We start from the raw sequence: 23505 nt of genomic DNA, 5'->3' as shown, positions 1-23505 counted from the left end.
GAAGTTCGGGTGAACCGGCGGGGAATTCGGTGGATCAGTCGGTGGCCCGGTGGCGCTGGTAGTAGCGGGCGACCCGGACGCGATTGCCGCACCGCTCGGGCGAGCACCACTGGCGGCGCGGATGCGCGGGCAGGAAGAGCATGACGCAGTCCTCCGCACCGCACTGCCGCAGGCGATCGATGGCCGGATCGGTGAGCAGGGTCGCGGCGGCATCGGCCAGGTGCGCGGCCAGCCGGGCGCCCGGATCGCCGAGACGCGCCACGGTTTCGGTGACGGCATCGCCGTTCCAGTCCAGGCGGCGAATGGCGGGCGCGGCCGATTGCGCCTCGGCGAGGCCGCGCAGTGCGGCGGCCGGCGGCCGGCGGCCGTGCAGCATCGCGTCCAGCGCTGCGGCGGTGTGGTCGCGCACCGCGTGGACGGCGGCCAGGTCGGCCCCGGTGAGGCGCGGGGGCGGCGGCTCGGGTAGGCGATCGGCCTCCAGGCGCAGCCAATCCGCCAGCTGCTCAGGGGTTTCCAGCAGGTCGGCACCGGTGGGCCGAGTGTTCACCAGGTCCAGTGCGAGGGGTTCACCGATCAACGGTTCGAGATCAGCCACGCCGCTAATGCTACCTCGAGCCGTTGACACATTAGCCGGAATCGGCGTAGAACTAATGCAACATCGCCGCCAGAAAGCATGTGAAGCCATGAACGCATCCACCCAGGTCCTGCACCCGCTCTCCACCGTCCGGCACGGCCGCGTCGAGGTCGATGGCGTCGAGGTCTTCTACCGGGAGTCGGCGCCCGCCCGCGCGGACGCCCCGGTCCTGTTGCTACTGCACGGTTTTCCCACCGCGTCCCACCAGTTCCGCCGCCTCATCGACGCCCTGGGCGACCGCTACCGCCTCATCGCTCCCGACTATCCCGGCTTCGGAAACACCATCGCTCCCGCGGATTTCGACTACAGCTTCGACCACCTGGCCGACATCACCGAGAGATTCGTCCAGCGGCTGGGCCTGACCAGCTTCGCCATGTACATCTTCGACTTCGGGGCGCCCATCGGCCTGCGCCTGGCCACCCGGCATCCGGAGTGGATCACCGGTCTCATCGTCCAGAACGGCAATGCCTACGAAGCCGGTTTGTCCGAGGCCGCACAGGGTTTCGTGGCCCTGCGCCCCGACCATGAGGGCGACGAGGAGGTCATCCGCGGCCTGCTCACCCTCGAAGGCACCCGCGGCCAATACGAGACCGGAGTCCCCGACCCGGCCCTGCTGGACCCCGATGCCTGGACCCTGGACCAGCACTACCTCGATCTCCCCGGCCGCAAGGAAGCCCAGGCGGCTCTGGCCTTCGACTACAAGTCGAATGTGGCCCGCTACCCCGAATGGCAGTCCTGGCTGCGCACCTACACTCCCCCCACCCTCATCACGTGGGGCGCGAACGACCCCTTCTTCCCCGCCCCGGGCGCGCACGCCTACCTGGCCGACCTCCCCGATGCCGAACTCCACCTGTTCGATACGGGGCACTTCGCCCTGGAGACCCATGTCTCCGAAATCGCCGGGCTCATCGCCGATTTCCTCGACCACCTACCCACACCCGCACGGTGAGGCAAGGAACCTCGCCCCGCCACGACGACAGGCCCCGCGCGGGCGGGGCCTGTCGAATGATGGTGGCGGCGTGGATCAGTGGACCTCGCGGGGCGCGTGCGGGAGCAGGAAGGCCAGGCAGAAGGCCGTGACGCCGAGCCCGATGCCGACGAGCGTGACGTGCTCCATGCCGATCAGCGCATTGCCGCGCGGGGTGCCGCCGAAGTGGGTGAAGCGGTTGAAGAACACGGTGCCCAGCACCGCGACGCCGAGCGCGCCGGCCAGCTGCTGCACCGATTCCAGCAGGCCCGAGGCCGAGCCGACCTCGTCGTCTTCGATCTCGCCGATGATGATGCTGAACATCGGGACGAACACCATGCCCATACCGAATCCGACCACCAGCAGCGGACCCGCCAGCTCCCAGGCGTTCAGGCCGGTGCCGACCAGGTGCAGCACCGCGTACAGGCCGGCCAGTCCGGCGGTCATGATGCCGACGCCCAGGTGCAGCACCTTGCGTCCCAGCTTCGGCGCCTCCGCGCCGATGGCGGAACCGAAGAAGGAGCCGAGGGCCCAGGCCGCCATGGCGATGCTCGCGCCGATCGGGCTGTAGCCGAAGCCGAGCTGCAGCATCAGGCCCAGGCCGAGCGAGAAGCCGATGATGCCGATGAAGAACACGGTCTCGAAAAGCACTCCGGCGCTGTAGGACCGGCGCCCGAACACGCTCAGCCGCACCAGCGGGGTGCGGCCGGCGGCGGTGCGGAACCGCTGCTGCGCAACGAAGATCCCGAGCACCGCGACACCGATCACCGGCATGATCAGGCTCCAGACCGGCCAGCCGTGCTCACGACCCTGCATGAGCGGATAGATCAGCAGCCCGACACCCGAACCGGCCAGGACGACACCGAGCAGATCGAGGCCACCGGTGCGGTCCCCGCCGCGCCGGGGCAGCGCCGCGATACCCGCGATCAGGGCGAAGAGCCCGAGCGGCACATTGATCCAGAAGATCGACCGCCAGCCGGTGCCGAGCAGATCCACCTTGATGAGCAGCCCGGCGACGATCGGCCCGAGAATGCTGGCGACGCCGAGGGTGGTGCCGAACGCCGCCCATGCCCTGGGCTGATCAGCGGTGTCCGGGAACAGATCCCGGATCATCCCCAGGCACTGCGGCACCATCACCGCGGCCGCCGCGGCCTGCGCGACCCGCCCACCGATCAGCGCCTCCGGCGACGCAGCCAGCGAGCAGGCCACCGAGGCGAGCACGAATCCGACTGTGCCGCAGAGGAACATCCGCCGGCGCCCGAACAGGTCGCCGAGCCGTCCACCGGTCAGCAGCCCGACCGCCAGTACCAGCGTGTAGGCCGCGGCGATCCACTGCATCGTGGCGTAGCTGCCGCCCAGATCGCGCCGGATCATCGGCAGCGCGACGTTCACGACATTGGTGTCGAGCATGTTCATCAGCGTCGCGCCGATGATCGCGGACAGCCCCAGCCACCGGCGGGCGGGTGCGGCGATTGGTGTGGATATGGCCGTGACGGGCGGTGTGAGGGCGGTGGCGGTGGACATTGGGGGCTCCTTTCGATGGAGCAATAGTATCCACAACACTAGTTTCCAAGCAACTAGTTTCGAGGATATGCCGAAGCGACCCGGGACCGGCAGCAGGAGGCCGGACCCGCGAGCCGGGATCACGAGGCGGTGTGGACGATCCCGTTGTCGCTCATGGCATCAATGCTTCCGGTAAACACCGGGCCGCCACATCACGAGGATTCGTTATTCACCGGTGCACCCGGGGCCGTTGCCCGGGAACGCGAAGGGGCCCGCGGAAATCCGCGGGCCCCTTGCCTTTCCGGATGTCTCCGGAGCCGATCAGGAGTTGTAGATCGCGTCCACGTCGGCCGCGTACTGCTTCATGACGACGGCACGCTTGAGCGACAGCTTGGGAGTGAGCTCGCCGCCCTCCTGGGTCCAGTCGACCGGCAGGATGCGGACCTTCTTGATCGCCTCGGCGTGCGACACCAGCTTGTTGGTGGCCGCGACCGCGTCATTGATCTCGCCGACCAGGGCCGGGTTCTCGATGACGTGCTCGATCGGGGTGTCGGCGGGAATCCCGTTGCGCGCCTTCCACGCCGGCAGGGCTTCCGGGTCGAGGGTGACGAGCGCGCCGATGAAGGGCTGGCCGTCGCCGACCACCATGACCTGGCTGATCAGTGCGTTCTGGCGCAGCGAGTCCTCGAGCATGGCCGGGGAGACGTTCTTGCCGCCGGCGGTCACCAGGATTTCCTTCTTGCGGCCGGTGATCGAGACGAAGCCCTGCTCGTCGATGGCGCCGAGGTCGCCGGTCTTGAACCAGCCGTCGGCGTCGAAGGCGTCGGCGCTGGCCTCGGGGTTGTTCCAGTAGCCGCCGAACACGACCGGGCCGCGGATGAGCAACTCGCCGTCCTCGGCGACCTTGGCGCCGTGGCCCGGCAGCGGGCGGCCGACCGAACCGACCTTGATGAACTTGGGGGTGTTCACGCTGACGGCGGCGGTGGACTCGGTGAGACCGTAGCCCTCGTAGATGGTGACGCCGGCGCCGCGGAAGTAGTGGCCCAGGCGCGCGCCGAGCGGGCCGCCGCCGGAGACGGCGGACTCGCACTGACCGCCCATGGCCTCGCGCAGCTTGGCGAAGACCAGCTTGTCCAACACCATGTGCTGCAGCTTGAGCACGATGTTCGGGCCGCCGTTCTCCAGCGACCGGCTGTACTGGATGGCGATCTCGGTGGCGTAGTCGAAGATCTTGCCCTTGCCGCCGTCGTGCGCCTTCTGCTTGGCGCCGTTGAACACCTTCTCGAAGACGCGCGGCACCGAGAGGATGAAGTTCGGCTTGTACTGCCCGAACTGCTCGACCAGGGTGGACCAGTCGGCGGTGTGGGCCACGGTGACACCGGCGTCGAAGGCGGCCAGTGCGACCGCGCGGGCGAAGACGTGGGCCAGCGGCAGGAACAGCAGCGACTTGCGGCCGGGCAGCAGGAACTCGCTCATGGCGGAGCGGTCGGCGGCCGACTCGGCGTACAGGTTGGCGTGCGAGAGCATGACGCCCTTGGGCCGGCCGGTGGTGCCGGAGGTGTAGATGAGGGTCGCCGGGGAGGCGGCCTTCACCTGGGCGCGGCGCTCGTGCACGACGGCGTCGTCGAGGTCGGCGCCGCGGGCGACGAGGTCGGCGATGGCGCCCTTGTCGATCTGCAGGACTTCCTTCAGATTGCCCAGTCCGCCTTCGATTTCCGCGATGGTGGCGCGGTGCTTGTCGTTCTGGACCACGGTGAGCTTGGTGGCCGAGTCCTCGAGGATCCAGCGCGCCTGCTCGGCGGAGGAGGAGTCGTAGATGGCGACGGTGCAGCCGCCGGCCGCCCAGATGGCGAAGTCGAGCACGACCCACTCGTAGCTGGTCTGGGCCATGATGGCGACGCGGTCACCGAGCTCGACGCCGGAGGCCACCAGGCCCTTGGCCACCTCGGTGACGGTCTTCGCGAACGTCGCCGCCGTGACGTCGTTCCAGCCGCCCTTGCCGTCCGGGGTGTTGAAGACGACCAGGTTGGGGGTCTTCTCCGCATGCCGGAACGCGCCGTCCGACATGTTGGCGTTCTCCGGAATGGTGTAGGTAGCCGGGACTTCGAACTCTCGCATCGCTGCCCTTCCACAGTGGGTTTACTGGCGGGTAATCTACGCCACGCTCAGGGGTAACTCCCGGCGGACCGCCCGAACCGGTTATCGGACGGTCCCGCGTTATGTCTTTTCCCTATCCTATTGACCGGCTCTGTGCTGGTCGAAGAGCATGCCGGAGGAACTGCCCGAGCTCGGCGGTCACGGCCGCGGCGGGGGCCACGAGACTCGCCTGCAACTGGGCGACGTGCCACAGTCCGCGGGTCTCGGTGAACTCGGCCGGCACCCCGGCCGCCCGCAGCTGCGCGACCAGCCGCGTGCACTGGGCGTGCAGCAGTTCGTCCACGTCGGCCTGGACATAGGTGGACGGCAGCCCGGACAGGTCGGCAAGCAGCGGCGCGTACCCGGAGTCGGTGCAGTCGCCCGCACCCAGATAGGCGGCGGCACAGGCCCGCGACCACGGCTTGTTGATGACCAGATCGCGGTCCCGGACCGGTAGCTCGTTCGGGTCGGCCCAGGGCGCGATCAGGCCGAGTGCGGCCGGAACCAGCCGGTGCCGGTCGCGCAGCCGCAGCGCCAGCGCCAGCGAGAGCCCGCCGCCGGCCGAATCACCGGCCACCGCAATGCGTTCCGGCCGGTAGCCGGCGGCCACCAGGTCCAGGAAGGCCGCCTCGGCATCATCGAGCGCCGCCGGGAACGGATGCTCGGGAGCCAGCCGGTAGTCCAGAACCTGGACGGCGCAACCGGTTTCCCGCGCCAGATAGGCCGCCAGCGACCGGTGTGTGGCCGGCGAGCAGACGGTGTAACCGCCGCCGTGCAGGTACAGCACGGTGGCGTTGTCGGAGACCGGCCCGACCGTCACGCGTTCGGCCGGGCGGCCACCGAGTTCGACGTGCTCCACGTGGGTGCCCCGCGGCGCGCGCTGCGCCACCGAGCCCCAATCCATCAGCGCCCGTTGGACGCCGAAGGGCAGCCGGCGGTTGAGCACGATCCGGAAGAGCGGACTCAACGCGGCGCGGACGATGGGCAACGGCAGTGTCACATCGGGCATGACCGAGCGTCCTTTATTCGTCTCTGGCTTACGGCAGGAAGCGCTTCTGCACCACGGCGGAGATGCGCTGGTAGTACGAGGCGGTGGTGCGCACGAACAGGTCGAGCGCCTTGGCCTCCCAGCCGATGAGCACCCGGCCGTGGCCCTTGCGGACGGCCTCGGTAATGGTCTGCGCGGCCATCTCGGGGGTGTGCAGGGCCAGCTTGCTGTCGAAGAGGGCGGCCACGTTCTTCTGGTTGAGGCCCTCGGCGACGGTGGCATTGCGGGCGACGGCGGTCTTGATGCCGCCGGGGTGCACGCAGGTCACCTTGACCGGGGTGCCGTTGATGAGCATTTCCTGGCGCAGCGCCTCGGTGAAGCCGCGGACCGCGAATTTGGCCGAGTTGTAGGCACTCTGGCCGGGGACCGCGATCAGGCCGAAGAGGCTGGACACGTTCACCACGTGGCCGTCGCCGGATTCGATGAGGAACGGCAGGAACGCCTTGGTGCCGTTGACGACGCCCCAGAAGTCGACGTCCATGATGCGCTCGATGTCCTTGAAGGCGGTGTCGAGCACATCGCCGTGGTGGGCGATACCGGCATTGTTGTAGATCTGGTTGACCTTGCCGAAGTGCTTCTTCACCTCGTCGGCGTAGAGCAGCACGGCCTCTCGCTCGGCCACATTGAGCCGGTCGGATTTGATCTCGACGCCGTATTTCTCGCAGCGTCGCACGGTTTCGGCGAGGCCCTCGGCATCGATGTCGGACAGCGCCAGGTGCGCGCCACGCCGGGCCAGGTTCTCCGCCAGGGCGCGGCCGATGCCGGAACCCGCGCCGGTGATCACGCAGACCTTGTCCTTGAAGTAAGCGTCATTGCTCACGGTTATCGCCTTCGGTTGTCTGGGTTGGGTGACTAGTCGGCCTGTGCGACAGGCTCGGTGGTCGTGTCGTACGCCGAGACATCGAAGTGCTCGAGCAGAGTGCGGAACCGGAAGGTGAAATCCGGCCACAGTGTGGTGTTGTTGCCGTGCTTGTCGAGATACCAGGAGGCGCAGCCGCCGGTGCTCCACACCGCACCTTCCAGTTTGCGCTGCAGGCCGGCGTTGTATTCGTCCTGCGCGTCCTTGCGGACCTCGACGGTACGCAGGCGCAGCTTGTCGAACTGCGCGATGGCGTCGGAGATGTAGTTGATCTGCGACTCCAGCATGAACACCATCGAGGTGTGCCCCAGGCCCACGTTCGGGCCCAGCATGAAGAACATGTTGGGGTAGTTGTTGATGGCCGAGCCCTTGTAGCCCTGCTGGCCGATGGCGTCGAAGACCTCGGAGAGCGTGCGGCCGTCGCGGCCGGTGACGGTGTCGTAGACCGGCGAGTCGGTGACGTGGAAGCCGGTGGCCACGACGATGGCGTCGACCTCGCGCTCGGCGCCGTCCTTGGTGACGATGGAGCCCGGACGGATCTCCTTGATCCCGTCGGTCACCACGTCGACATTGTCGCGGCTCAGCGCCGGGTAGTACTCGTTGGAGATCAGCATGCGCTTGCAGCCGATGCGGAAGTTCGGGGTGACCTTGCGGCGCAGCTCCGGATCGCGCACCTCGGCGAACAGCTTGGCGCGGGCGACGGCCTCGAGGCCGAGCATGGCGGGCGGGAACTTGGCCAGCCCGACCACCTGGGTCTCGCGGGCGGCGTAGATCCCGGCGCGGTAGAGGCTGCGCAGCGCGGGAATGTGCTTGAGCGCGAACTTCTCCGGGGCCAGGTACTCGCGGTCCACGCGGGGCAGCAGCCAGGGCGCGGTGCGCTGGTAGACGTCCAGGTGCGCGACCTGGCGGGCGATGCTGGGGACGATCTGGATGGCGGAGGCGCCGGTGCCGATGACGGCGACGCGCTTGCCGGTCAGGTCGGAGTCGTGGTTCCAGCGGGCGGAGTGGAAGATCTCGCCCTGGAAGTCGTTGATGCCCTTGATGTCCGGCAGGTTGGGCTCGCAGAGCGCGCCGACGGCGGAGACCAGGATGTCGGCGGTGAAGGGGCCCTGGCTGGTCTGGAGCTCCCAGCGGGCGTCTTCGGCGTTCCACCGGGCGCCGGTCATCTCGCAGTCGAAGATGTGCCGGTCGCGCACGCCGTACTTGTCGGCGACGCCCTGGATGTAGCGCTGGATCTCCGGCTGCTTGGAGAACGAGCGGGACCAGTCCGGGTTGAGCGCGAACGAGTAGGAGTACAGCTGGGAGGGCACGTCGCAGGCCGCGCCCGGGTAGGTGTTGTCGCGCCAGGTGCCGCCGACATCGCTGCCACGCTCCAGCACGAGGTAGTCGGTGCGCCCCTGCTGGCTCAGCCGGATGGCCAGGCCCAGGCCCGAGAACCCGCTGCCGACGATGATCACGCGGGAGTGCCGGACCGACCGGTTGCCGACAGCTTTGTCTGTAACCTTGCGACTCATGTATCCGAGCGTAGGGTCTTATTGAGCGGGAGTCAACAGTATTGACTCACGTTCAGTAAGGCCTGGGACATGACAAGATGGCCTGACGTTGGACCGATGACCAAGGAGCGCGCCGTGAGCAGCAGACCGGACAGCCGGGGCAAACGCGTGCGTCTGAGCCCCGCCGAACGTCGCGAGCAGTTGATCACACTCGGCGCCCGCATGCTGGGTGAGCGTGCCCTGGACGACATCTCCATCGGCGAGATCGCCGAGCAGGCCGGCATCTCGCGCGGCCTACTGTTCCACTACTTCCCCACCAAGCAGGATTTCCACCTGGCGATCATCCAGCACGCCAATGCCGAACTGCTGGAACGCACCTCGCCCGACCCGACGCTGGCGCTGTTCGACATGCTCCGTGACTCGGTCGAGCGCTACATCGACTACGTCACCGAGAACCGCACGTCCTACCTGGCCCTGCTCCGCGGCCCGGCCAGCGCCAGCCCCGAACTGGTCGCCCTGGTCGACGCCACCCGCATGGCCCTGGTGGACCGCATCATCGCCGAGGCCCCCATCCCCGCCGAGGACCCCGACCGCCCCCGCCTGGGCCTGGCCGTTCGCGGCTGGATCGCCTTCGTCGAGGAAACCACCCTGACCTGGCTCCGCGAGGAACCCATCACCCGGGAGTCCCTGGTCGACATGCTCGTCGCCTCCCTCCCGGCCCTGGCCCTCAACGCGGATCTCGCTGCGGCCCTGCGACAGTGACGCGGGAACTGACGAACTCAGACCGCGAACACGGTGGCCGGCTCGTCCCGGTCCGGCCACCGCCCCGTCACGGCAGCGACGATGAGCGCGGCCGCCACTGAGCTGTGGACAAGGGTCAGTGCGCGATAGAGCTCGTCGACCGCTGCACATCCGGACGGTATTTCGGGTGCCGACATCGGTCACACCTCCCGAGGGTTTTGCCCCAGATCCATGATGGGGAGACTCCTCGAGGGTGACACGGTGCGGGTGTACGAACGCCTGAAAAATCAGGTCTCTCAGCAGGATTTCGGAAATCACTCATCCAATTCCGCGAATCGACGCAGTTTTTCGAGGTCCCGGACGTGGACGTGCCGGTTGTTCAGGCGCACCAGGTCGGCCTCCCGCATCTCGCGCATGGCCAGCCCGACCGCGTCCACACCCGCGCCGACGAGATTGCCGAGCTCCTCGTAGGACAGTCGCACGGTGATCTCCCACCCCGCTTCCGCGGGCCGCCCACAGGATTCGACGAATTCGACCAGCAGGCGGGCGAGCCGGATGTGCACGTGGCAGCCGCCGAAGTCCAGGCGGCGCTGATCGGACCAGGCCAGCCGATCCGCCAGCGAGCGGCACAGCACCAGCGAACCGTCCGGATGGGATTCCAGGAACGCCATGAACACCGATCCCGGAATGCGGTGCGCGATGGTGGCGGTGCACACTGTCGCGGTATTGGACCGTGGCGAATCCGGTACCAGCGCACCCAGTTCGCCGATCACGTCGCCGCTGACCCGGATCGCGAAGAGCTTGCCGTCGGCCGCGGTGATCTTCACGCACGCCGACAGCGTGCGATCCCGCGAGCGCAGCAGGTACACCGTGGTGCCGGGTTCGCCCTGGCGCATGAGCACGGTGCCCGGCGGGCAGTAGGTCTGCACGCCGAGCTGGAGCAGGTCCTGGCGGCTGCGCGCACACAGCCGTTCCATGAAAGTCCCCGTAGGCCAGGGCCAATCGCCCAGATGCCCGCCGCCTGGTGGGTTCACAGTCGTATCCGGTTCCGTACCGCCGTGGAAGCTGCCCCGATCCATCCACGGTAGGCGAGCGAAACCGGTTGCGACGCAGCGGACGCCGAGGTGTTACGGATTCACGACCGGACGGGGGTCACAGCGCGTGCGCGTCGAGCCAGACCCGGGCGACGGCGGCGGGGACCGCGCCCTGGTCGCGGACCTGGTGGATCATGTCGGCCAGGTCGGTGGTGGTGAGTTCGCCGGCGACGTAGTTGAGTTTGCGGACTTGCTGGTCGGTCAGGGCGGATTTGCGGATGACCGGGAGGACCATGGCGGCGCGGAAGGCGTAGTCGGGGTCGGCGAGTGGGGCGAGGTCGGCGCCGCCATCGGGGAGCAAGGCGGGCGGGCCGGGCAGGACGGCCAGCTGGATTTCCCCGTCGGAGAGGGCTTTTCGCAGGTCGGTGTCGGTGTCGAAGGTGACCGGGTGGGTGATCGCGCAGTGGTAGACGGTGCGCAGCGGGTCCAGGACGTCGCGTTGCGGGTCGAGCGGGGCACGCAGGGCGTCCAGCGGCGCGCCGGTGTCGATGCCGATGGTGAGTTCGGCGCAACGCGAGCCCAGGTCCCGCAGCGAGGACGGCAGGCCGTCGGGGCGGGCGGCGGCGGCGACCACGGTGGGGCGCAGGTCGGTGCCGTCGGCGGCATCGGAGTCGACGACGCCCTCCGGAAGCGCCTTGGACAGAGCAGCATTCACCTCGTCCGGTTTGGTGGCGGTCGCGGTGGAGTCCAGGGCGGTCAGCAGATCTCCGCTGATATCGCCGAACAGCGCGATCCGGTCGGCGTCGAGGGCCGCGAGCAGATCGGTGCGCTGTCCGATCCGATCCTCGACCCGGGTGCGCAGTCCGGTGCGGGCCAGCGCGCCCGCGTAGATCTCGGCGATCATCATCGATTCCGCCGAATTCCCCGCTCCCACCGTCAATACCGGTCCGGTGCCCGAGCTGCCGCAGGCCACCGCGGCCGCGGCGACCGCGACGACCAGCAGCGCCGACCCGAGGCGGGGCCGCCGCGCGAGGCGGAGCGAGCGGGCGCGACGGCCGAGGGCGCGCGGTGCGGAGGAGTCTGTGCCGGACACGCGCAACAGTCTGCCGCCCCACCCCTCCCCCGTGCGAAACCGACCCGCGCATGAGCGCACGGCGGAGTTCCGCGCAGCTCGAGCCGAGAGGTTCCGCCGCTGGAAACGACCCGGCAGGATGGCTCGACCATATCCGCCAAATGCCGAAACCGACCACAGGTAGGCGACGTTCGCAGGAACAGCCGGGCAATATGGACAGTTGAGTCTGTTTCAGGGGTGGAATCCGCCCCGCCCGCGCAGGCACCCCGCTCGGAAGGACGACAGTGCACTCGCTCATCACCACCCGCGCCGACGGCAGGCGCACCGCCCGGACCGTACTCCGAATTCTGGCCGCGTCGGTGGCGCTGGCCGCGGCCATGGCGCTGTCCGCCTGTGGCGGCTCCAAGTCCAATCCGCTCGGCGGTGGCGGCGACTGCGGCAGCGACGCCAACAAGGTGACGGTCGGCTCGGCCAATTTCCCGGAATCCGAGACGGTGGCCGATGTCTACGCGGAAGCCTTGCGTACCAATGGTTTCGGCATCGACACCAAGCTCAATATCGGCAGCCGCGAAGCCTACGTCCCCGCGCTGAAGCAGTGCGCCATCACTCTCATCCCGGACTACACCGGCAATCTGCTGCAGTACCTGGACAAGTCGAGCACCGCCACCACCCCGGACGAGGTGAACGCGGCACTGGCGAAGGCCCTCGGCGATCAGCTCGCCATCGGCACCCCCGCGCCCGGTGAGGACTCCGACGCCGTCGTGGTCACCAAGGCCACCGCCGACAAGTGGAACCTGACGAGCATCGCCGACCTGGCCGCGCACTCGGCCGAGGTGAAACTGGCCGCGCCCGCGGAGTTCTCCGAGCGCCCCGGCGGCCTGCCCGGCCTGAAGAAGAACTACGGCCTGGACATCGCGGCCGCGAACTTCGTGCCGATCGCCGACGGCGGCGGCCCCGCCACCGTGAAGGCCCTGACCGAGGGCCAGGTCACCGCGGCCGACATCTTCACCACCTCCCCCGCCATCGCCGCCAACAACCTGGTGGTGCTGACCGACCCGAAGCACAACTTCCCGCCGCAGAACGTGGCGCCGCTCTACAACACCGCCAAGAAGAGCGACAAGCTGACGAAGGTGCTCGACGCGGTCTCGGCGAAACTGACCACCGCCGAACTCATCTCGCTCAATACCGCCGTCTCCGGCAGCAGCAAGACCGAACCGGCCGCCGCCGCCAAGCAGTGGGTGGCCGCGCAGGGGCTGGACAAGCCGATCGCCTAGGGAGGGCCGAACACGGTGTCCGACATCGAATTCACCGGCGTCAGCAAGACGTATCCGGACGGCACCACCGCCGTCCACGACCTCGACCTGCGCATCGAATCCGGGTCGTTCACCGTGTTCGTCGGGCCGTCCGGCTGCGGCAAGACCACCTCCATGCGCATGATCAACCGCATGATCGGCCCCACCACGGGCACCATCACCGTTGGCGGGCAGGACATCTCGCGCAGCAATCCGGTCGAGCTGCGGCTCGGCATCGGCTACGTGATCCAGAACGCGGGCCTGCTGCCGCACCGCACCGTGGTCGACAATGTGGCCACCGTGCCGGTGCTGCGCGGGCAGTCCCGTCGCGCGGCCCGCCGGGCGGCGCTCGAGGTGATGGATCGGGTCGGCCTGGATCGCGGCCTGGCGCAACGCTATCCGGCGCAGCTGTCGGGTGGCCAGCAGCAGCGTGTGGGCGTGGCCCGGGCGCTGGCCGCGGACCCGCCGATCCTGCTGATGGACGAACCCTTCAGCGCCGTCGACCCGGTGGTGCGCACCGAACTCCAGAACGAGATGCTGCGGCTGCAGGCCGAACTGCACAAGACCATCGTCTTCGTCACCCATGACATCGACGAGGCCATCAAGCTCGGCGACCACATCGCCGTCTTCGGCCCCGGCGGCCACCTCCAGCAGCACGATATGCCGCGGACCGTACTCGCCCAGCCCGCCACCGATTTCGTGGCCGGCTTCGTGGGCCGCGACCGCGGCTACCGGGAGCTGTCCTTCCGGACCGCCGATACCGTTCCGCTGCACGAACTCTCGACGGTCACGCCGGACGAGGTGCCCGGCGTCCGGCTGGCGCTGGGCGAATGGCGGCTGGTCATCGATCGGGCCAAGCGGCCCATGGGCTGGATCGACACCACCGGCGTGGAGGGCGTGCGCGCCGGGCACGCGCTGACCGACAGCATGGCCGCGGGCGGCTCGCTCTTCCCGCAGGACGGCGATCTGCGCCAGGCGCTCGACTCCGCCATCTCCTCGCCGTCGGAAATCGGTGTGGCGGTGGATGATTCCGGGGCGGCGGTGGGCGCGATCTACGCGCGCGACGTGCTGGAGCAGCTGCACCGGCAGCGCACCGCCGAGGAGGCCGAACGCAATCGGGTCTTCTTCGAGGAGCCCCGGTGAGGTACCTGATCGACAATTTCGACGAGATCGCCGGATACGCCCGCACCCATCTGTATCTGGCCCTGCTGCCGCTGCTGCTGGGCCTGGTGATCGCGATCCCGGCGGGCGCGCTGGCGCATCGGGCGCGCTGGCTGCGGCGGGTCACCACCACGGTGGCCAGTGTCGCGTACACGATTCCGTCGCTGGCGCTGTTCGTCATTCTGCCGCCGCTGCTGGGCCTCGGCGTCATCGATCCGCTGAATGTGGTTATCGCGCTGACCATCTACTCGGTGGCGCTGCTCATCACGGCGGTCCCCACCGCCCTGGATTCGGTGCCCGCCGACACCCTCGACGCCGCCGACGCCATCGGCTACCCGCGCTGGCGGCGGGTGCTCACCGTCGACTTCCCGCTCGCCCTACCGGTTTTCATGGCCAACCTGCGGGTCGTGGCCGTCACCAATATCTCGATGGTGACCGTCGGCGCGCTGATCGGCGTCGGCGGGCTCGGCAAGCTCTTCACCCAGGGCTATCAGCGCGACTATCCCGACGAGATCGTCGCGGGCATCATCGTGGTGCTGGTGCTGGCCCTGATCGTGGATCGCCTGCTGTATCTGCTCGGCCGGGTGGCGACACCGTGGCTGAAAGGGCGTGCGGCATGAGCGGTCAGGCCGCGGAGGAGGCAGCTCGGGTAACCACGCAGCAGCCCCGCCCATGCCGAATGGAGTCAGCATGAACCTCTTCCTGGATGCCTGGCACTTCCTCACCGACGGCGCGAACTGGTCCGGCCCGGCCGGCATCGGGCGCCGCATTCTCGAGCACCTCTGGTACAGCCTGCTGGCCGTGGGCCTGTCGGCCGTGATCGCGGTGCCGATCGGCCTGCTGATCGGGCACACCCGCCGCGGGTCGGCCGTCATCGTCGGCTTCGCCAACTCCATGCGCGCGCTGCCGACCCTGGGCGTGCTGACCTTCGTGGTGCTGCTGATGGGTCTGGGCCTGACCCCGCCGCTGCTGGCGCTGCTCACCGTCGGCATTCCGCCGCTGCTGGCGGGCGCGTACGCGGGCATCGCGAATGTGGACCCGATCGTGGTCGACGCCTCGTGGGCCGTGGGCATGAGCGAGCCCCGGGTGCTGCTGCGGGTCGAGCTGCCCAATGCCATGCCGGTGCTGCTCAGCGGCCTGCGCGCGGCCACCCTGCAGGTGGTGGCGACCGCGACCATCGCCGCGTACGTGAACCTGGGCGGGCTGGGCCGCTACATCTTCGACGGCATCAGCCTCTACCGCTACGACAAGGTGCTCGTGGGCGCGATCCTGGTGGCCGCGCTGGCGCTGATTCTGGACGGTCTGCTGGCGTTCGTGGTGTGGCTGAGCGTGCCGGGAACCGGCCGGTTGCGCCGGGTCACGGGTCGCTTCCGAAACGTGCGCATTGACCTTCCGGTGTGATCGGGGTCACGATGTCTCCTGGCACACCCATCCCGAGACAGGAGGTTGCAGTGAAGGCTCGCGACATCATGCACCGGAGTGCGGAATGCATCCCCGCTGATGAAACCCTGGATCGCGCCGCTCAGCTGATGCGCAACATGGACGTCGGCGCGCTCCCCATCTGTGAGGGCGACACGCTGATCGGCATGCTCACCGACCGTGACATCGTCGTGCACTGCGTCGCCATGGGACACGACCCCAGCCGGGTCCGGGCCGGTGACCTGGCCCAGGGCCGCGTGTGGTCGGTCGATGTCGACACGGATATGAGTACCGTCCTGGACGTCATGGAGCAGAACCAGATCAAGCGCATGCCGGTGCTCGACATGCGCAAGGGCAATCAATTGGTCGGCATGATCTGTGAGTCCGACCTCGCGAAGAACATCACCGACAAGCAGCTGGCGGAATTCATCACCGCCGTGGCTGTCCCGCACTAGAACCAGGGAGGCGTCCCGGTTCGCAGCGGATTCACAGGCGCAGGCCTGAGAATTGCCGGGTGCAACCGGGACGCATTCTTGTCATCGAAGACGCCGAGGCTATTCGGGCCGCGGTAGGAGCCGGACTGTCCGCCGCCGGGCACGAGGTGCTCACCCGTGCGGACGGCGGCCTGCTGGAACAGGACCTGGCCCAGTTCCGGCCCGATGTCGTGGTCCTCGATGTGATGCTGCCCGGCCGCGACGGCTTCGCCCTGCTGGAATCGGTGCGGGCCCGCTCGGCGGCGGGGGTGGTCATGCTCACCGCCCGCGACGGCGTCGAGGACCGGGTGCGCGGACTGCGCGCCGGCTCCGACGACTACGTGGTGAAACCCTTCGACCTCGTCGAACTGGTGGCGCGGGTGGACGCGCTGCTGCGGCGGATGGGAAAACTCCAGAGCCGCATCGTGATCGGCGACCTCGAGGTGGACGTGGACGCCGGCGGCGCACGGCGGGCCGGGCACGAGCTCACCCTCACCGCCACCGAATTCAAGCTGCTGGCCTACCTGGCCGCGCAGCGGGACCGGGTGCTCACCAAGACCCAGATCCTCACGGCCGTCTGGGGATACGAGGACTACGACCCCAACCTGGTCGAGGTGCACGTGAGCGCGCTGCGCCGCAAACTCGAGGAACACGGTGAGCGGGTGGTGCACACCGTGCGCGGCCTCGGCTACACGCTGCGGGTGCCGCGGTGAGGACGGTCTCGCTGCGCAGCCGCGTAACCCTCACGGCCGCACTGGTTTCCGGCATCGTCCTGGTGCTGGTCGCGCTGAGCGTGCACGCGCTGTTCGGGGTGGTGGTGACCCGCAGCGAGAACACCGTGCTCACCGACCGTGCCCAGCTGGCCAGGCAGCTCGCGCAGGAAGGGGTTTCGCCGGAGAACCTGATCACCCGGGTGGACACGCATTCGGTGCGGGTCCGGCTGGTGCTGCCCGACGGACGCACCTTCGGCAGCCTCGACCACCGGCTGGCGGAGGACAGCACCACCAAGACCCGCCTCATCAAACTCACCGGGCCCGGGACGCTCAACGACAGCCGGCTCACCCTGCAGGTGGACACGCCGCTGATCGCCCGGGTGCAGTCGCGGCTGGGACTGCTGCTGGCCCTGGCCACCACCGGGGCCATCGCGGTGATCGCGCTCGGGCTCTGGCTCGGGGTGCGCCGTGCGCTCGCGCCCCTGGACGCCATGACCCGGCTGGCCCGCGATATCGCGCACGGCCACCTCGGCCGCCGCCTCGAACCATCCCGCACCGATACCGAATTGGGCCGCACCGCAGCCGCTTTCGACGAGATGCTCGATGCCCTGGAGGGCGCGCTGCGCGATACCGCCGCCGCCGAGGCCCGCGCCCGCGCCTCCGAACAGCGCATCCGGGTGTTCGTCGGCGACGCCGCCCACGAACTGCGCACCCCCATCACCGGCGTGCGCTCGCTGGCCGAGGCGGTGTTCCAGCAGCCCGCGGACACCGATCCCGAGGACCGCCAGCGCATGCTGCTGCTCCTGGTCCGCGAGACCCAGCGCGCGGGCCGCCTGGTCGACGACCTGCTGGACCTGGCCCGCATCGACGCCGGCCTGCAGCTCCGGCTCGAACCGGTGGACCTGTACGAGCTGACCGCCACACATCTGGACCGCATGCGAATGCTGCACCCGCATACCGAATTCCGGCTCACGGGCGAGGCGGCCACGGTGCCCGCCGATCCCGAGCGCATCACCCAGATTCTGACCAACCTGTGCAGCAATGCCTGCCAGGCCATGAAGGACGACGGCTGCGTCACCGTCGAGCTGCGCGCGTATGCCGATGCCGTCGACGTCGTCGTCTCCGACAGCGGCCCCGGCATTCCGGCCGGGGATCGCGAGCGTATCTTCGACCGCCTGGTCCGTCTCGACGATGCCCGCCACCATCGCCCGGACGGATCGGGTCTGGGCCTGGCCATCGCGCGCGGCCTGGCCCGGGCGCACGGCGGCGACCTGACCTGTGCCGACCCCGCCCCCGGCACGACCGGAGCCGTCTTCGTCCTCCGCCTGCCCCGCAGCGCACCGCCGGCTCGCCCGTGATCACCGGGGTTGCCGAGGTTGCCAGGGTGTGGCTGAAGATCACCTGAAGATGGCCGGCCGATTCAGGCCGCCTTCAGCTTTCGCGGGCAGATTCGGTGGGGACCACAACCCACGAACCTGGAGTGAGAATGAAACGCACCCTTGCCGCGGCCCTGGTCGGCGCCGCCGGAGCGGCCGCCATCGCCCTGGCCGTGCCGGGCACCGCCTCCGCGGACACGCCGCAGTGCAGCCCGCAGGCCGCCGCCGCGGCCCGCGCGGACGCCGCCCCCAAGGTGGCCGCCTACCTGGCGCAGCACCCGGATGTGGCCGCCGAGATCGCCAAGGTGAAGAGCCTGCCCAAGGACCAGCGCCGCGCCGAACGGCAGGCGTGGCGGCAGGCCAACCCGCAGGAGGCGCAGGACCTCAAGGCCGCCCGCCAGGCCGTGATCGACTACCACAAGGCCTGCGGACGCCACAAGTAAGCGGTCACCACGTACGGGCCCGGTCGAAATGACCGGGCCCCGTGCGTATTTCGGCGCGCTTCCGATCGATCAAACGCGGGACAGATCGAACTTCCCCGCCATGACCGCGCCCACGAACGCATCCCACTGACCGGCGGTGAAGACATGAGCCGGCCCACCGGGATTCTTGGAGTCACGGACACCGACCCGGCCCCCGACCAGAAACGCGGCCTCGACGCACTCCTTACTGCCGCCGCTTCTGCTGCTCTTGAACCAACGTGCGCCGTTGAGTTCGTAGTTCACGCGTTGTACTCCCTTGCTATCTCGCGCACCAGATCTCTGCTGCTCGACTCATCCAGCGCAGCCCGCTGGAGGACTCTGTACGCCTCGATGTAGCGGTCGACGACATCGTGCTTCTCCGAGTACATGTCGCTCGAGTAGCCCTCGCTGTAGATCGTGGTCGGCGCGATGGGCTGGCCACGTCCATCCGGTCCGAAATCGATGATCACGAATGGTCCGGTCTGATCACCGGTCGGCATCCCGGCGGAGAACGGAAGGATGCGGAGGGTCACATTCGGCAAAGTACTTGCCTCGGCGAGACGTTTGAGTTGGTCTGCCATTATCTTCGGCCCGCCGATCACTCTGCGCAACGCAGTTTCTCCGAGCACCATGTTCAGCTGAGGCTTCTTGAGGTTGTGCGTGAGGAGGCGCTGCCGCCTCGCCTTCAACTCCAATCGCCCTGCGAGAGCGGCTTCTCCGTCCTCAGGGTTAGCGGTGTAGGCCAGCACGCGTGCGTAGGGACGCGTTTGGAGGAGTCCGGGGATGAGGTCGGGCTGGTAGGTCGTCAGCATCGTGGCAGCGGATTCCATATCCACATAGATGCGGAAGTCCTCCGGAAGAACGCGGCTGAACTCGTGCCACCATGATTTCCCGGCAGCGGTTTCCGCGAGGCCCCTCAGGTGCGCGGCCTGGCGATCGTCTATCTGGTACAGCCGGATCAGGAGGTCCAGATCGGGACGGCGGATCTTCGCGACCTCTCCGGCCTCATGTCGCTGCAGCTTGCTCTTGCTCCAATCCATCTGTCTGCCAGCCTGTTCCAAAGTGAACCCCGCCTCCTCGCGGGCCGACTTCAGGTACCGGCCGAGCTGGCGGCGGGTGAGAGTGCTTTCGCTTTCGGACATGGAATTTCCCGTTCTCGGGTCATCATGTTTCCCGCTCCGAGACGGCGATGATTCCCGGAGCGGGAAAATCATCTCACGCTCTGAGGGTCGAATCCTGGTGAAACAGTGAGAAAATCCGGATTCCCGCTTTTCACTTCCCAAGTCCTCGTCGCCTCGATGCACTTGATGCATGGCAACCCAGCAACCGAGCAAGGAGCCCGAGCACACGAGATCCTGGGTCGACGACGACTGCCAGAACGGTTCAATTCACCCCATCACCCGGGCGCGAGCCGAAGGCATCAGCGCGATCCACGCCAACTGCGAGCCGCCGTGCCCGCGCGCGGAGAGCGCCCGAAAGTACCTGACACGGGAAGGAATTCACCATGCCGGTGCAACGCATGACCGGTGAGACTCCGGTCGAACGGCGGGTGTGGCTGTACCGGGAGCTCTACGGTCTGCCCTGTCGGATATCGGGCACCCGAATCACGCTGTCCACCAGCGATGTCAGCGCGATCAATGCGCCGAGCGGCCTGGCGGCGCTGATCGACGATGAGCTGTTCTGGAGCAAGAAGGTCACGCCGATCCTGGACGAGGGCACCGGCAGCGGCGGCCTGATCCTCCTGGCCGCCCCGAGCCCGCTCGACATGACCGGCTGCGCCGCCGATCTCCGCCGCCGCGCGCAATGCGAGTTCCTGCCTCCGGGAAGGCAAATCACCCTCCCCTCCACGCTCCCGCCCAGCGGACCCGAGCCCCACTGGTTCAGATACCCGCACTCGGAGCGGCTCCAGCCCATGACGGCGGTCCTGCGCGCGATCCGCATCGTCCTCCGCGATATCCCCCGCACCTACCCCGCCTAGCCACGAGAGGACCTCATGCTCACCGAAATAGTCACCACCGCAACAACTTTCATGTTCCTCGCATGGCATCTCGCGCAGACCGGCCGACGATACCTCCCCAGCCCCCGCATCCCCGACCACCGCTCGGTCGCCGCAATCCGAGCCCGCATCGAAGGCGAAAAGCGCGTCGCCGCAGCCTCGAGACGCGAGGCCGCCCGATTGGCGACCCAACTCACGACCACAACATGACAACCCACCCGACCGCCACCCCAGAACCGTTCCACCTTCGGCATACAAAGCTCGGGCAACGGCATCCACGGCGAAATCAACGTCTTGTTCGGCCGGGCCTACGGAGGCGGCGGCAACCCCCTACCCCTGCGGATAGAGCTACCGCCCCACGAAAATGAGCGCACTACGATTTCTTGTCCGCTTGTAGTTCCCGCGCTTTCCGCTCCATGATTCGTATCCCGGGACCGCTGTTGTGCCTTCGGCAGGCCCTGTCCACCGTGCACCCTCAGGCGCATACTCGAACGATGCACACCGTTCTGATCCTGGGTGCGGGATTCGGTGGGCTCGAACTCGCCGCCAGCCTGTCCCGGTCCGTCCCGGACGAGGTCCGGGTGACACTCCTCGACCGCGCCGACGGATTCGTATTCGGTTTCTCCAAGTTGGACGTGCTGTTCCGGGGCCGCACTGTCGACGACGTCCGGATTCCGTACGACACTCTCAACCTTCCGGCCGTGGAGTTCCGCCGCGAAACGGTCACCGCGATCGACCCCGCCATCCGAAAGGTCACCACCGACAGTGGCGGGTACGCGCCGGACACGCTCGTCGTCGCACTGGGTGCGGAGTACGACTGCGGTGCCACCCCCGGATTCGTCGAGGACGGTCACGAGTACTACTCGCTCGAGGGGGTCCACCGGCTACGCCAACGCCTCGACGCCTTCACCGGCGGCACTGTCCTGCTGTCGATCCTCAGCGTCCCGTTCAAGTGCCCACCGGCACCGTACGAAGGTGCACTGCTGCTCCACGAAGAACTCGTGCGACGCAACCTGCGCAGTGCGACCCGCATGCGACTGGTCACCCCGATGGACTCCCCCATCCCGGTGTCCCCCAGCTCCAACACCGCGATCGTCGGCGCACTCGCGGATCGCGACATCGAGTACACGACCGGAACGCGGGTGCGCGCCCTGGATCCGGCCACGCACACCGCGTCGACGCGCGACGGCGACCTCGCCTATGACCTGTTCGTCGGGGTCCCCCGCCACCGGGTTCCGGATGTCGTGCAGGCCTCCGGACTGACGGAGGGCGGGGTGGACGGCTGGATCCATGTCGACGCGGCCACCCTCGCGACCCCGTACCCGGGGGTGTACGCGCTGGGCGACTGTGCGGACGCCCCCGTGCCCCGGGCGGGCGTGTTCGCCGAGACGGCGGCGCGGACCGTCGCGGCGGACATCATCGCCCGCCTGCACGACAGCCCGCACGGCGGCAGATACCTGGGACAGGGCACGTGCCACATCGAGTTCGGCGGCGGCCTCGTCGGAAAGGTGGAAGCGGACTTCCTGTCCGGCCCGGCCCCGGTGGCTCCGTTCCTCGGACCGTCCGTCGAATTCGCCAGGGAGAAAGCGGAGTTCGCAGCAGACCGTCGGCGGCGCTGGTTCGGGTCCTGAGATGCTGCGACCGGCGGGGCCCGAAGAGGCAACGGCACCCGGCAGCGAACGCACTATGAGTCGTCACACCGCGCGGCGCTCCAATTGGGTACCGCGACGCGGCCCAATCGACATCAGGTCGCTCGGCTCGTCCAGTTCCAGACGGTGCCAGCGGCCGCGCGGTACGACGTAGGCCCGGCCGGCTGTCAAACGGACGAGATCCTCTGCCGCGCCGACGGTCTCGGGCCGGAGATACATTCGGATGCTGCCGGCCAGCACGCTCACCAGTTCGTCACCCGCGGGATGCATCTCCCACAGGTCGCCGTGGACATCCGCATCGGTCTCGGCGTGGAACATGGCTACTGTCCAGCCGTCCATATCGCCCTGCATGCGGCGTTGCTCGGTCAGCAGTCGCCCGTCGGCGAGTAGTCGCGCTCCGTGCTCGAACAAGTTGACGACGCCGGATTCCATTGGTGTTTCCCTTCTTTCGAGTTGGTCGGCCACGGGAGTCGGCAGTTGGCAACAGTGTGCCCAGCAGGGCGAGGGTGGCCGGGGCAGCCAATCCACCTGCCTGCGAGGCCATCCCGAACGCCAACATGAACCGTGCCATGACGATCACACCCGGCGCAGTAGATCCGGGTACTTTGTATACACGTACACAAAGTACCCGACGCATGCTCTACCTGTCGATACCCTCGTGCCAAGATGATCGAGTGAGCACTCGCACCGGACGCCCCTCCCGCCTGTCGCGCGCTCAGATCGTGTCCGCGGCGCGCGACCTCGTCGAGGCACAGGGCGTCGAGACGCTGACCATGCGCCGCCTCGCGACCGAACTGGGCGCGACCCCGATGGCCGTATACCGGCATGTACGCGACAAGCAGGAACTGCTCCTGCTCGTCCTCGAGGACATCGCCGCAGGAATGCGCCGCCCCGAACTGCCCGTCGACCCGCGGGACCGCGTCGTGGTCACCGCGCTGGCCATGCACGCCACCCTGGCCGAGGTGCCCTGGATCGTCGAGGTCCTCACCGGCGACGAGTTCTTCGCCCCCGCAGCGCTCTGGTACAGCGAGACGATCGTCGACGCCGCCATGACCTGCGGCCTCAGCGCCGACGACGCGGTATACGCCTATCGAACGATCTGGTACTACACCGCGGGGAACCTGATCGTCCGCGCCTCCACAGCCGGCCGTGACACGGACCGGATCACCTTCCGCGACAAGGTGTTCGCCGAACTGGACCCGGAAACCCTGCCGCGCTTGGCCGCACTCGGCGAACGCTACGCGGAACTCGCCGCCAGGGACACCTACGAGCAGGGCCTGCGCGCCCTGGTCGCGGGTCTGCTCGGACAGCCCACCTGAACCCGCACCGCACACCGCGCAGACCGAACCAGCCAGCGCGAGCGCTCCAAAAATCAACGAGCCCAGATCATCTCGCCCGATCGGGCCCGCCGGGACCTGGATCAGGTCCTGGCCGGGATCCGATCCTGACACCAGTCTCTTACCAGCCGAATGCAGCGC

Annotated in this window: 25 protein-coding genes; 13 read left to right on the top strand and 12 right to left on the bottom strand. The window is 68.3% G+C overall.

The window, feature by feature from the left end:
* Positions 1-34: 34 nt before the first annotated feature.
* Positions 35-595 (bottom strand): CGNR zinc finger domain-containing protein, encoded by a 561-nt coding sequence (locus ACWEKS_RS32640; RefSeq protein WP_452343649.1) that lies wholly within the window; start codon positions 593-595, stop codon positions 35-37.
* A gap of 88 nt (positions 596-683) precedes the next feature.
* On the opposite strand from ACWEKS_RS32640, the gene ACWEKS_RS32635 reads away from it, so the two are divergent.
* Positions 684-1583: an alpha/beta fold hydrolase gene (locus tag ACWEKS_RS32635; RefSeq protein ID WP_452343648.1), complete on the top strand. Its 900-nt coding sequence runs from the start codon at positions 684-686 to the stop codon at positions 1581-1583.
* A gap of 75 nt (positions 1584-1658) precedes the next feature.
* Here the strand turns inward: ACWEKS_RS32635 and ACWEKS_RS32630 are convergent, their stop codons facing one another.
* The 5 genes from ACWEKS_RS32630 to ACWEKS_RS32610 all read right to left on the bottom strand — a co-directional run bounded on the left by ACWEKS_RS32630 (position 1659) and on the right by ACWEKS_RS32610 (position 8661).
* Positions 1659-3125 (bottom strand): MFS transporter, encoded by a 1467-nt coding sequence (locus tag ACWEKS_RS32630; protein WP_452343647.1) that lies wholly within the window; start codon positions 3123-3125, stop codon positions 1659-1661.
* A gap of 300 nt (positions 3126-3425) precedes the next feature.
* Positions 3426-5222 (bottom strand): AMP-dependent synthetase/ligase, encoded by a 1797-nt coding sequence (locus ACWEKS_RS32625; RefSeq protein ID WP_452343646.1) that lies wholly within the window; start codon positions 5220-5222, stop codon positions 3426-3428.
* 112 nt (positions 5223-5334) lie between these two features.
* Entirely contained in the window at positions 5335-6249 is a 915-nt protein-coding gene (locus ACWEKS_RS32620; protein ID WP_452343645.1) for an alpha/beta hydrolase, read from the bottom strand.
* Positions 6250-6277: 28 nt separating this feature from the next.
* Entirely contained in the window at positions 6278-7108 is an 831-nt protein-coding gene (locus ACWEKS_RS32615) for an SDR family NAD(P)-dependent oxidoreductase (RefSeq protein ID WP_452343644.1), read from the bottom strand.
* 32 nt (positions 7109-7140) lie between these two features.
* On the bottom strand, positions 7141-8661 hold the full coding sequence (locus ACWEKS_RS32610) for a flavin-containing monooxygenase (RefSeq protein ID WP_452343643.1): 1521 nt from the start codon (positions 8659-8661) through the stop codon (positions 7141-7143).
* Between the two features lie 114 nt (positions 8662-8775).
* On the opposite strand from ACWEKS_RS32610, the gene ACWEKS_RS32605 reads away from it, so the two are divergent.
* The gene (locus ACWEKS_RS32605; RefSeq protein ID WP_452343642.1) at positions 8776-9402 is read left to right on the top strand and encodes a TetR/AcrR family transcriptional regulator; all 627 of its coding nucleotides are present in this window, start codon (positions 8776-8778) and stop codon (positions 9400-9402) included.
* 17 nt (positions 9403-9419) lie between these two features.
* Here ACWEKS_RS32605 and ACWEKS_RS32600 read toward each other — a convergent pair whose 3' ends face one another.
* The 3 genes from ACWEKS_RS32600 to ACWEKS_RS32590 all read right to left on the bottom strand — a co-directional run bounded on the left by ACWEKS_RS32600 (position 9420) and on the right by ACWEKS_RS32590 (position 11508).
* Positions 9420-9578, bottom strand: a complete 159-nt coding sequence (locus ACWEKS_RS32600) for a hypothetical protein (protein ID WP_452343641.1) — start codon at positions 9576-9578, stop codon at positions 9420-9422.
* 117 nt (positions 9579-9695) lie between these two features.
* Positions 9696-10358 carry a Crp/Fnr family transcriptional regulator gene (locus ACWEKS_RS32595; RefSeq protein WP_379394083.1) on the bottom strand — a complete coding sequence of 221 codons (663 nt, stop codon included), beginning with the start codon at positions 10356-10358 and terminating at the stop codon, positions 9696-9698.
* A 175-nt stretch (positions 10359-10533) separates the two neighbouring features.
* On the bottom strand, positions 10534-11508 hold the full coding sequence (locus ACWEKS_RS32590) for a glycine betaine ABC transporter substrate-binding protein (protein ID WP_452343640.1): 975 nt from the start codon (positions 11506-11508) through the stop codon (positions 10534-10536).
* Between the two features lie 356 nt (positions 11509-11864).
* Here ACWEKS_RS32590 and ACWEKS_RS32585 point away from each other — a divergent pair, with 356 nt between their 5' ends.
* From ACWEKS_RS32585 to ACWEKS_RS32550, 8 genes are all read left to right on the top strand, one after another.
* The gene (locus tag ACWEKS_RS32585) at positions 11865-12761 is read left to right on the top strand and encodes an ABC transporter substrate-binding protein (RefSeq protein WP_452343689.1); all 897 of its coding nucleotides are present in this window, start codon (positions 11865-11867) and stop codon (positions 12759-12761) included.
* Positions 12762-12776: 15 nt separating this feature from the next.
* Complete coding sequence (locus ACWEKS_RS32580; protein ID WP_452343639.1) at positions 12777-13922, top strand: ABC transporter ATP-binding protein; 1146 nt, start codon at positions 12777-12779, stop codon at positions 13920-13922.
* Positions 13919-14560: an ABC transporter permease gene (locus ACWEKS_RS32575; protein ID WP_452343638.1), complete on the top strand. Its 642-nt coding sequence runs from the start codon at positions 13919-13921 to the stop codon at positions 14558-14560. Before ACWEKS_RS32580 ends, ACWEKS_RS32575 begins: the two co-directional genes overlap by 4 nt.
* A gap of 70 nt (positions 14561-14630) precedes the next feature.
* Positions 14631-15341: an ABC transporter permease gene (locus tag ACWEKS_RS32570; protein WP_452343637.1), complete on the top strand. Its 711-nt coding sequence runs from the start codon at positions 14631-14633 to the stop codon at positions 15339-15341.
* Between the two features lie 50 nt (positions 15342-15391).
* On the top strand, positions 15392-15814 hold the full coding sequence (locus ACWEKS_RS32565) for a CBS domain-containing protein (RefSeq protein WP_364607204.1): 423 nt from the start codon (positions 15392-15394) through the stop codon (positions 15812-15814).
* A 59-nt stretch (positions 15815-15873) separates the two neighbouring features.
* Positions 15874-16545 (top strand): response regulator transcription factor, encoded by a 672-nt coding sequence (locus ACWEKS_RS32560; RefSeq protein ID WP_364607201.1) that lies wholly within the window; start codon positions 15874-15876, stop codon positions 16543-16545.
* Positions 16542-17903, top strand: coding sequence for a sensor histidine kinase (locus ACWEKS_RS32555; RefSeq protein ID WP_452343636.1), 1362 nt, complete (start codon positions 16542-16544; stop codon positions 17901-17903). The genes ACWEKS_RS32560 and ACWEKS_RS32555 overlap by 4 nt, the downstream gene beginning before the upstream one ends.
* Before the next feature lie 128 nt (positions 17904-18031).
* A complete protein-coding gene (locus ACWEKS_RS32550) occupies positions 18032-18364 on the top strand; it encodes a hemophore-related protein (protein WP_452343635.1) in 333 nt (110 codons plus the stop codon).
* Between the two features lie 69 nt (positions 18365-18433).
* Here ACWEKS_RS32550 and ACWEKS_RS32545 read toward each other — a convergent pair whose 3' ends face one another.
* Together ACWEKS_RS32545 and ACWEKS_RS32540 are read right to left on the bottom strand one after the other, a co-directional pair.
* Positions 18434-18646 carry a DUF397 domain-containing protein gene (locus tag ACWEKS_RS32545; RefSeq protein WP_452343634.1) on the bottom strand — a complete coding sequence of 71 codons (213 nt, stop codon included), beginning with the start codon at positions 18644-18646 and terminating at the stop codon, positions 18434-18436.
* Entirely contained in the window at positions 18643-19524 is an 882-nt protein-coding gene (locus ACWEKS_RS32540; protein WP_364607189.1) for a helix-turn-helix domain-containing protein, read from the bottom strand. Before ACWEKS_RS32540 ends, ACWEKS_RS32545 begins: the two co-directional genes overlap by 4 nt.
* 362 nt (positions 19525-19886) lie before the next feature.
* On the opposite strand from ACWEKS_RS32540, the gene ACWEKS_RS32535 reads away from it, so the two are divergent.
* Together ACWEKS_RS32535 and ACWEKS_RS32530 are read left to right on the top strand one after the other, a co-directional pair.
* A complete protein-coding gene (locus tag ACWEKS_RS32535; protein WP_452343633.1) occupies positions 19887-20360 on the top strand; it encodes a hypothetical protein in 474 nt (157 codons plus the stop codon).
* A 512-nt stretch (positions 20361-20872) separates the two neighbouring features.
* Positions 20873-22009, top strand: coding sequence for an NAD(P)/FAD-dependent oxidoreductase (locus tag ACWEKS_RS32530; protein ID WP_452343632.1), 1137 nt, complete (start codon positions 20873-20875; stop codon positions 22007-22009).
* Between the two features lie 63 nt (positions 22010-22072).
* On the opposite strand, the gene ACWEKS_RS32525 is transcribed toward ACWEKS_RS32530, so the two are convergent.
* Entirely contained in the window at positions 22073-22459 is a 387-nt protein-coding gene (locus tag ACWEKS_RS32525; RefSeq protein ID WP_452343631.1) for a cupin, read from the bottom strand.
* A gap of 242 nt (positions 22460-22701) precedes the next feature.
* On the opposite strand from ACWEKS_RS32525, the gene ACWEKS_RS32520 reads away from it, so the two are divergent.
* On the top strand, positions 22702-23346 hold the full coding sequence (locus tag ACWEKS_RS32520) for a TetR/AcrR family transcriptional regulator (protein WP_452343630.1): 645 nt from the start codon (positions 22702-22704) through the stop codon (positions 23344-23346).
* Positions 23347-23505 lie beyond the last annotated feature (159 nt).

The sequence above is a fragment of the Nocardia sp. NPDC004711 genome, assembly GCF_053601595.1.
The sequence above is the reverse complement of the archived record's forward strand: the minus strand, read 5'-3'. Positions and strand labels throughout refer to the sequence as shown.